This is a genomic window from Rhodanobacter lycopersici, assembly GCF_040812335.1.
GTDB lineage: Bacteria > Pseudomonadota > Gammaproteobacteria > Xanthomonadales > Rhodanobacteraceae > Rhodanobacter_A > Rhodanobacter_A lycopersici.
The window spans coordinates 216427-226203 of sequence record NZ_JBFOHK010000006.1 but is presented as its reverse complement, the minus strand read 5'-3'; the positions used below and the strand labels follow the sequence as shown (position 1 = coordinate 226203).

Annotated in this window: 6 protein-coding genes; all 6 read right to left on the bottom strand. The window is 61.1% G+C overall.

All coding sequences use genetic code 11. The features are described 5' to 3' along the window. Positions 1-208: 208 nt before the first annotated feature. The 6 genes from ABQJ54_RS18890 to ABQJ54_RS18865 all read right to left on the bottom strand — a co-directional run bounded on the left by ABQJ54_RS18890 (position 209) and on the right by ABQJ54_RS18865 (position 9748). Entirely contained in the window at positions 209-1024 is an 816-nt protein-coding gene (locus ABQJ54_RS18890) for a sulfotransferase family protein (RefSeq protein ID WP_367855879.1), read from the bottom strand. Between the two features lie 1362 nt (positions 1025-2386). Continuing rightward, the gene (locus tag ABQJ54_RS18885; RefSeq protein WP_367855878.1) at positions 2387-3634 is read right to left on the bottom strand and encodes a two-partner secretion domain-containing protein; all 1248 of its coding nucleotides are present in this window, start codon (positions 3632-3634) and stop codon (positions 2387-2389) included. A gap of 297 nt (positions 3635-3931) precedes the next feature. Then, positions 3932-5074, bottom strand: coding sequence for an acyl-CoA dehydrogenase family protein (locus ABQJ54_RS18880; RefSeq protein ID WP_367855877.1), 1143 nt, complete (start codon positions 5072-5074; stop codon positions 3932-3934). Between the two features lie 117 nt (positions 5075-5191). Beyond that, positions 5192-7546 (bottom strand): TonB-dependent receptor, encoded by a 2355-nt coding sequence (locus ABQJ54_RS18875; protein ID WP_367855876.1) that lies wholly within the window; start codon positions 7544-7546, stop codon positions 5192-5194. Positions 7547-7656: 110 nt separating this feature from the next. Next, the gene (locus tag ABQJ54_RS18870) at positions 7657-8847 is read right to left on the bottom strand and encodes a lipid-transfer protein (RefSeq protein ID WP_367855875.1); all 1191 of its coding nucleotides are present in this window, start codon (positions 8845-8847) and stop codon (positions 7657-7659) included. A 67-nt stretch (positions 8848-8914) separates the two neighbouring features. Then, positions 8915-9748 carry an SDR family NAD(P)-dependent oxidoreductase gene (locus tag ABQJ54_RS18865; RefSeq protein WP_367855874.1) on the bottom strand — a complete coding sequence of 278 codons (834 nt, stop codon included), beginning with the start codon at positions 9746-9748 and terminating at the stop codon, positions 8915-8917. Between the last annotated feature and the right edge of the window lie 29 nt (positions 9749-9777).

Genomic DNA, 9777 nt, shown 5'->3' with positions numbered 1-9777 from the left:
CCGATACATACGAAAACATGCCAAGCTGCTGGACGTCGGGGCTGCGCATCGGATCAGGCGGTCAGTGATTGAGAGCGTCTATGACCGCGGCGGCGCGCTGAGGTTTCTCGACAGCCTGCTAGTTGTCGATCGGCCGCCCATGCGTACACGCAATGGGCGGCCAGTGTCGTTCAGGAAAAGCGAAAGACGCGGCGCGGATGCACTGCGCTCAAACCACCCACACGCCGCGCGGATTGAGCGCAGGATCGAGCCAGAACATGTCGTTCTCGAAGCGGCGGAACACATCTGGCGGCAGCACGCTGGTGCGTTCGCGCGCGACAATCTTTTTGCGCACCGTATGCAGCCCAGGCGTGCCCGCGCGCAGGTCGAACTCATCCGCCTGGTAGCGAATGTTTTCGAAATCGTGCGCATAGGGCGCTTCGTCGATGAAGCGATAAACAGCAGCAATCGCGCGGACAGGACTGCTGACCAGCGTTTCGTAACGCAACAACATCAGGCTGTCGGTCTGGTCGCCGTAGAACGCTTCTTTCAGTGCATTGTACGCGTAGCCGACCATGCCCTCACCATTGGCCAGCCCTTCGGCGCGCGAATACACCGTGCCGCCGGGTTGGTAGCTGAAGATGGAGGAAGGCTGGAAGGCGTTCGTGCGAATCAGTTGTTCGATGCTGTCGATGATCCACGACACATGCCGTACGCAGGCGATCACCTTGCCTTGCGGAAACAGCTCTTTGAGCTGGCCCATCTTGGCGCACCAGGCTCGATTGGTGTCGAACACCACGTCGGCGCTGTATTCGGAACCGTAGTAACTGTCGAACAGGCCTTTGAGGAGTCGGCGACGCTGTTCATCGGAGACGAATACTGAATATTCGTTACGTCCGCTGAGCTCTCCGAGCATGGTGTTGAACGCGCCGCCGATCGGACCGCTCATACCCGCATGGAAGCGCGGGTTCTGGCTCAGAATCGCCGAAAGTAGCGTGGACCCAGACCTGGGCAGGCCCGAGATGAAGTGAAACTGCCGCTCCATCCAGTCATCTCCTGCATTCGCGCACGGCTTGTCCTGACCATGCCACGCCATTCATTTACATAAAACGCGTCTCGATGTTGAGCTGAAACTCAATCCTGCGCAGCTATACAGCGTGAAACATGCCCGTGCATCTCTTGGAATCTACGGACAGAAAAGGAGCGCTCGGCACAGCCCGATAAACATCCAACACGCACCATTGGAGCCCGATATGTGGTACGCGCCATGGCATTGGCTTCAATCTATTTTTGATCAGCGTGAAAACAACCGTCAAGAGTCATTTTGCATGCAATTTAAGACGTTTTTTCGCATGAAACGTCATTTCGTCTCACTAATGATAGCGAGAGGACGCCACTGCGACTATTTGTTTCATAAACTGTTGGCGAGCAAGAACCGAGCCACGAGAATCGTCTCCGCTCAAGCCCGTGTTTTCCACAGGCATCAATCGGTGATCAGAACCGTGGACTTGCGCACAAGCGAAGCATCGCAACGCTTTCCGTCACGACACAAAGTTCCGATTAAACCGTGCTCACGGCCTTCATCAGCGCATGGGGTGTGCCGGGCGCGAGACAGCCGACTCATACCACCGGCTATTCAGTGGCACGCTTTCTGCTTCCAAGAGCATCAGGTGCAATGCACGCCAGAGACCGAGCGAAAAATCGTCGACATGGATAAAACAACCTCCCAAATCTTATTAGTAGGTCCGCCACATCGAATTCGTTCTTATAGCGCATGACTCCGAGTGAGCTGCTCGATTGACCGCCTTAACAGGGTTGAATCAGGAGCCCTGACACTTGCTCTTCGCGGAGGTGACTTGCTGGTGACAAGTCCCCAGAGGGACAAGATATTCAAGAGATACGGTGACCACCCGCCCCTACGTCAATGGGGAATCTCAGGTCATCTGCTGATTCCAATTAACCATTATTCCCAGAACGGCTATAGATCTTCGCGATATTCCATTCCTGACGGCCAGCATATTCGTGCTCTGTTTCTCTAAACGATTGTGCATCCTGCAAGCATCCGCCTACTGGCTGCTTTGCAGCGTTTGCGTGGCTTCCAATGCGGCAGACATGCCTGATGGCTTCTCGAAAATCCGATTTGAGGGGAGGATTGTCGACCCGACATGCACCATCACGTCCTCGGCCGTCGCCGAGAACAAGATGAGCTTGCGGTGTGGGGCCGAGCATGGCGACGGGATGGCAAGCCTGACTGGTGCCCATGTCAGAGTCACGGCTATCGATGTGGGAACCCAAGATCGGGTGCTGCAGTATTTTTATGCGTATACAACAAAGGCTGTGCCCGGGAGCACACCGAAACTCGTTACGATCGACTACCCATGAGCGCTGCTCACGAAATGCAGTATCGTCATCTCATCCGTTCCATCCTCATTATCCCCTCACTGCCAAGCTTCACTAGCGTGAGCAAACCCGACGCGTTGACCGTCCCGTAGCCGGTGGTGGCCGATGACGCGGTGGTCTGGAGCGTGACGTTGTTGGTGAGAAGCCCGTTCTCGAGCGCCTGGGCGCCCGTGGTGTCCACCGTTAGGTCGTACGGATCGAGCAACCAGGTACCGGTCGCACCGTGCGCCGCCGTGATATCGGCCTTCGCACCGGAGAAGTCGAGCACGTCGCCCGAGGTTTCGATCAAGCCGCCATCACCGCCCAGCGCACCGCCCTTGGCCAGCGCCGTGCCGTGGAAGCTGGTGTTCGCGCTGTCGACGAGAATGTGGCCGCCGCTGCCGAAGCCGGTCCCGAAGGCGTCCGGCGTCACGCCGGGGGCCACGTTCACCGCTCCGCCCGGTGCGGTCAGGAAGATCTTCCCACCCTGGTTCGAGACCTGCGTCGCCTTGATCACCGACGCGGTGTCGCCGGCCAGCGCGTAGATATTCCCGCCGTTGGCGCGCAGCTCCGCCGCCGCCGAGATCACGCCCTGGTTGATGACCGAGGCCCCTGCTCCGCCGAAATCGACCGTGAACAAGCCGTCCTTGTCGGCCAAGTCCTTCATCGTGACTGTGTAGCCCGCGAGCAGACCCACGTCGCCGTTGGGTGCCTGCAGGAAGCCAGCGTTCTTCACCACCGCTGCGGCCAGCACCACGTCGCCACCCAGCGCCTCGACCTTGCCGAGGTTGACCACCGACGCCTTCGATGGGCCCGAGAAGGTCAACGAGCCGCCGTTCAGGAAAGCCGAATCGTCGACGTCCAGCGTCGAGGCCGCGAAGGTTCCACCGACCTTCACCACCTCGTTCTTGCCAATGATCACTCCCGACAGGTTGATTAGATAGACCGAACCCGTGGCGGACAGCAGGCCGTTGATGCTGGAGATCGGCCCGCCCGACAGCACCCGGTTCAGAGTCGCGCCCGAGCCGTTGTTGAACTGTACCGCGCCGCCTTGGCCGAGCGAGAAGCCCGACCAGTCGATGATGGCGGCCTTGGAAGACTGGCTGATGGTGAGCGCGCCCGACCCGGATGCTGCAATGCTCGCCTGCCCCGACCGCACGACACCGCCCGTCGGCAGGGTTGCGGATGCCGCCAAGGCGTTGTGGGGTGCGGCCAAGGCGATGGCGACCGAACAAAACAAAATGTTTCGCGCATGGCGACGTCGCGGTGTGTTCATGCATGCGCTGCACGCAAAGCATGTACCAGCGCGTGTGGACGAGCGCTTATGTGGAAGCTTATGAACAATCACTCATAAAAATGGTTCTTGCTGCGCGCGACCATCAATTTGACACGAGATATCCAAACGTCACTATGTTTTGTGAAGCAACGATATGTCTCAGAACCCTTCCAGTGTGGCGTCATTGAAGCGTCTAAATAGGTCGAGCCTTGGTGCGTTCCCCGGCAGGCCTGGGATTCACCTCACGCTGAGTTAAATGGATAGCAACATACGGTGAGCCCACTGCGGACCACGGTGTTACATGGAGCGGGCCACGACCTCGCGCATGATTTCGTTGGTGCCGGCATAGATGCGCTGCGCGCGCATATCGGTGTAAATGCGGGCAATCGGATATTCAAGCATGTATCCGTAACCACCGTGCAGTTGCAGGCACTCGTCGGTGACACGGCCCTGCATTTCGGTGACCCAGAGCTTGGCCGCAGCGGCAACGTCCTCACCGAGCTGGTCGCCGAGCACAAGCTCGAGACAGCGGTCGACGAACACGCGACCGATCGCGATCTCGGTACGCATTTCGGCGAGCTTGAAGCGGTTGTACTGGTAGCTCCCCACTGGTTTGCCGAAGACCTTGCGCTGGTCCGTATAGTTCTTGGCGAGCTGCCAGCTCAACTCGGCAGCGGACTGCGAGAGGATGGCGACGATCATCCGCTCCCAGGCCAACTCCTTCATCAACATGCGGAAGCCTTGGCCCTCGACTTCACCCAGCAGGTTCGAGCGCGGCACACGCATGTCCTCAAAAAACAGTTCGCAGGTGTCCTGCCCTTTCATGCCAATCTTCTTGAGCGGCTTGCCCTTGCTGAAGCCGGCGCGGTTCGCCTCAACCAAGAGCAGCGAGATGTCCTGTGCACCGTTCCCGCTGCTGCCGGTCTTCGCCACCACGATCACGAGGTCGCTGAGGTAGCCATTGGTGATGAAGATCTTGCTGCCGTTGATGATGTAGTCGTCGCCGTCGACGACTGCCGTGGTCTTCACTGCCTGCAGGTCCGAACCCGTGCCCGGCTCGGTCATCGCAATGGCGCCGATGGTTTCGCCGATCGCCAGCTTCGGCAGCCAGTGGCGCTTCTGCGACTCGGTGCCGAAGTTGAGGACATAGGACGCGACGATGTCCGAATGCAGCGCAAAGCCAAGACTGCTCTCGGCGGCATATGCTGCCTCCTCGATCATGATCGTCGAATGCAGGCGGTCGCCACCCATGCCGCCGTACTCTGCGGGAATCGCCGTGCACAGGAAGCCCAGTTCGCCGGCGCGGGCCCAGATGGAGCGGTCCACATGCTGCTGTTCTTCCCAGCGCTCGCGGTAGGGCGTCACCTCTTGCGCCATGAAGCGGCGGACTTGCGTCCGGAAGACTTCGTGCTCGGGACTGAACAGGGTGCGGGGAATCATGCAATGTCTCCGTGGAGTACGAGCCGCGGGCGTGCTGCCTGGTCCGCTCGCGGATGTCATGACGGCGCCAGCGGTGAAGCTAGCGCCGTCAGACGTCCGGCGTTTCAATGGAATGACTTAGAAAAAGACGCTGGCAGACACGCCGACCGTGCGTGGCGTCTGGTACGTGGCTTCGAAGGGTCCGCCAACAGGGTTTATCGTCTCCGGGCTGATCGAACTGATGCCCTGCTTGTTCGCCAGGTTCTTGACGAAGACATTGAGGGTCCAGTCGCCGTAATTGACGCCTGCGTGCAGATCGATGCTGTTGTAGCCCGGGAGGCGGATGCGAGGGGCGGGCACCGTATTGAAGTCGGCATCGCGTGCGCCTATGTAACTGATACTGCCGCCCACGAAGCCCGACCAGCCGCTCTTGCCAAGCGGAAAGTCATAATCCGCACCGACGTTCGCACTGCGCTTCGGCACGTAAGGCAAGGGATCGCCCTTGTAACCGACGATACTGCCAGGAGGAGTGTTCGCTGCCAACTGGGCATCCGTGTACGTGCCGTTCGCCCAGAGCACGAGTCCAGCCAGCGGGGTGTAGCGCCAACTGATCTCGGCACCTTTGCTGGTGGCCTTGCCGCCATTGCCCAGGAAGCTGAGTCCGTCGCGCGCGGTCGTCAGCTGCATCGAGGTCCAGTTGATGTAGAACACATCGGCGTTGACGCTCATGCGGTTGTCGAGCAGCAGCGACTTCAATCCAAGCTCGTAGTTCACCAACTTGTCCGGACCGAAGGTCAGCGGCGCGCCCAGGCCCGGCGGTACACCGATGTTCGGGCCGCCCGGACGAAAACCCGAGGCAACGCGCACATAGGCCATCAGGTCATCGTTGAACTTGTAGCTGGGGCCGAACAGATAGGTCACCGGATGGTCGCTGCCATGCGTGGTGAAACTGCTCGAACCGCCGAGGAGCAACCCGCTTCCCGTTTGCGTGTAGCTGGTGCTGTCACTGCTGTAGCGGGCGCCAACCAGGACGCTCAGTTGGGAGGTGGCATGCCAAGTGAGATCACCGTATCCCGCCCACTCGCTAAAAATCGCCGGTCCGATGGTCGCATCGAGCAGTGTCGGCAACGGGATGGGACTGCCCGTCGCGTAATCGGTGGTCAAGAGATCCTGCGTGCTGGTGCTGTGTTCATGCGTGTAGAACAGGCCCACGCGCCACTCCCACGTTTGATCCTCCGGCGATTGCAGGCGAATTTCCTGGGTCACCTTGTTCAGTGCGAGGGGAACCGACAACGGGTAGCCGACACCGGTCAGGCCGAAGAGCGGATCCAGCTCCGGTCCATAGAGCGCCGAGTCGTCCCTGTTCAAGTTCGCACGCTGCGTGCTGTAGCTGGTGGTCGAGACGAGCTTGGCCCAGCCGAAATCCGCATTCACCGACAAGTCGTAGAGCCGGTACTTGAGCTTGAACATGCCCGTGTCTGCCGCCCGGGCCTGATCATTGGCACCGTAAATGGGCTGCAGTGTGGCCGGATCGACATCCACGCCACCGTTTCCCAGACCATCGCTGCTGAGATTCTGGGCCAGGGCCGAGAAGCGAACCGACACCTTGTCACTGGGTGTCCATAACAACTGCGCACGCGCACCGCTCACCTTGGCTTCGTTCACTTGCTTCTGCCCGGTCGTGACGTTGTTGATGTAGCCGGGATCGGTGCGGTCGTACAAGCTGGCGCGCAGCGCCAACGTATCGGCGACCAGCGGAATGTTGAACATGGCGTGCGTGCCGAACCCGGTGCCACCGCCCGCGACGCTGCTGCTGTTGACTCCTACACTGCCACTGGCCTGTGTCGTATCCGGCGGGGTGGTGACGAACTTGATCAGACCGCCCAGGGTATTCGATCCGTACAGCGTGCCTTGCGGGCCATTCAGCACCTCGATGCGCTGCAGGTCGCTGGGATCGATGTCCGGGGTGAGCAGGCTGCCGAAGGCATAGATGGTGCTCGACCCGAACGGCGCGTCGTCGATATACGTACCCACCGTCGCATTGTTCTGGCTGGTACCGGAGGTGATGCCACGCATCACCAGTTGGGTCTGCCCTTCACCGGACGAGATCATGTTGAGTCCCGGTACCTGGGTAGCATAGTCGGCGAAACTTACAGCGTTCTCACGATCGAGCTGCGTGCTGCTCAGCACCGATACGGCCATGGGCACATTCTGCAACGACTCGCTGCGCTTATTCGCAGTGACGATGACAGTGGGAAGCTGGAGGGACGAGTTGCTGACTGCCGCTCCCTGTGCATGGCTCGTGCCGGATGCGTTCTTTAGTTGCGGCGCACTGGCATTGCTGGTGCTGACAGGCGCGGGTTGGCCGCCGGTGTTGTCCCGGGGCTGCGCGGTGGCGCACAGCGGATACGCCAATGCCAGGGCAACGGCGATACCGATACGACTGCGAACGTGTAGCGAACCCAGTCCGCCCGCTGCTTTTTGACTTGCCATGCTGAATCCCCTCTCTCGTGTGTTCATTTCGAGTACGCTCCCCACGCTGAAATTGATAAGTGCATCGTTGGTCAGCAGGCAGTGCTGTGGTTGCGATGCGGTACTCCTGGCTACTTGGCTCTCCTGTACAGCGTCACCACGCAGGCGCCGCCCAGACCGAGGTTGTGCTGCAACGCGACGCGCGCACCTTCGACCTGCCGCACACCGGCGCCACCACGCAACTGGGTGACAAGTTCGGCGCACTGCGCCAGCCCGGTGGCGCCCAGGGGATGCCCCTTGGATAGCAACCCTCCGGAAGGGTTGGTGACGTATTTCCCGCCGTAGGTGTTGTCGCCGTCGGCGACAAACTTCTCGGCCCCGCCCGCCGGACACAGCCGTAGCGCCTCGTAGCTCAAGACCTCGTTCTGCGCGAAGCAGTCATGCAGCTCCACCACATCCACGTCTTCGGGGCCGATGCCGGCCTCGGCATAGACGCGGTCAGCGGCGGCGCGGGCCATATCCGCTCCGACCAACTTCATCATGCTGTGCTCGTCGAAGCTGTTGGACGTATCGGTGGTCATGGCCTGCCCCACGATTGACACGCACGCGTCAAGCCCCCGCTTGCGAGCGAAGCTCTCCGACACCAGCACGGCCGCCGCAGCGCCGCAGGTGGGCGCACAAGCCATCAGGCGGGTCAGCCTGGCGGCCGGAAACACCATCGGCGACTGCAGTACTTCCTCTTCGGTCACCACCTTCCGGAAGATGGCCAGCGGGTTGTGCTCGGCGTGGCGACTGGCCTTGGCGCGCACCTTGGCGAACAGCTCCGGGCTGGTGCCATAGGTGTCCATGTATTCCCTGCCCGCGCCGCCGAAGTAGCGCAGCGCCAGCGGAATCTCGGGATAGGGATTGATCTCGTCGCACAACGCGTCGAATCGGCGGAACGCCGATACGCGGTCATCCCACTGCGACTTCAGCGCACCCGGCTGCATCTGCTCGAAGCCCAGTGCCAGCGCGCAGTCGATGGCGCCGGAGGCGACCAGCTGCCGCACCAGGAACAACGCGGATGATCCGGTGGCGCAGTTGTTGTTGACGTTGAGCACCGGAATGCCGCTCATGCCGATCCGGTACAGCGCCGTCTGCCCGCAGGTGGAATCACCGTAGACATAACCCACCGCAGCCTGCTGGACGTCGGCGTAGTCGAGGCCCGCATCGCGCAGCGCCAGGCGCGCAGCCTCCGCCCCCATTTCGTCGTAAGACAGGCTCGCACCGGGCTTGTTGAAAGGGATCATCCCGACGCCCGCGACCACCACGTTCTGGCTCATCGTCTGTTCCTGCTGCGGAGTAAGCAAACACCCGGGCAACGGCATGCCCTTGACCGTCCATTCGGGTTCATATGCCGGTCAGCCCACCGGTGCACATCAGCGTCTGGCCGCTGATGTAGTCGCTCTCCGGAATGCAGAACAGGTACACCGCACCGGCCGCTTCCTCCGGTGTGCCGGCACGGCCCAGCGGGATGCTGCGCTCCATCATCGCCACGAGGTCCGGATTGATGCCGACCTTGATCTCGCGTCCGTCAATGCTTGCAGTGGCATCGGCGTCGGAGGTGGCGACCGTCAGGCGCGTCTTGATGACCCCATAGGCGACGCAGTTCACGGTGGTGTTGAGGCGTCCCCACTCCTTGGCCAGCGTCATGGTCATGCCGACGATGCCGGCCTTGGCAGTGGAGTAGTTGGCCTGCCCGGCGTTGCCGAAGAGACCCGCGACCGAAGAAATGTTCACGATCTTGCGCATGCAGCGCCGCCCGGCGTCGCCGTCGGCCTTGGACAGTGCGCGGATGACCGGCTGCGCCGCGCGCAGAATGCGGAACGGCGCGGTGAGATGGACGTCGAGCATGGCGAACCACTGCTCGTCGGTCATCTTCTGGATCACCGTGTCCCAGGTGTAGCCGGCGTTGTTGACGATGATGTCCAGGCCTTTGAATTTGTCGACGGCAGTGCCGATGAACCGCTCGGCGAAATCCGGCGTGCTCACACTGCCGAGGCAGACCTCGGCCTCGCCGCCCGCTGCACGGATCTCTGTAAGCACTTCCTCCGCCGGCCCCGCGTCCAGGTCGTTGATCACCACGCGCGCACCATCACTGGCGAGCTTGAGTGCAATCGAGCGACCGATGCCACGCCCCGACCCCGTGACCAGGGCGACTTTTCCTTCCAGTTTCTTTGACATGTGCTTGTTCCTTCCCGAACGTGAATACG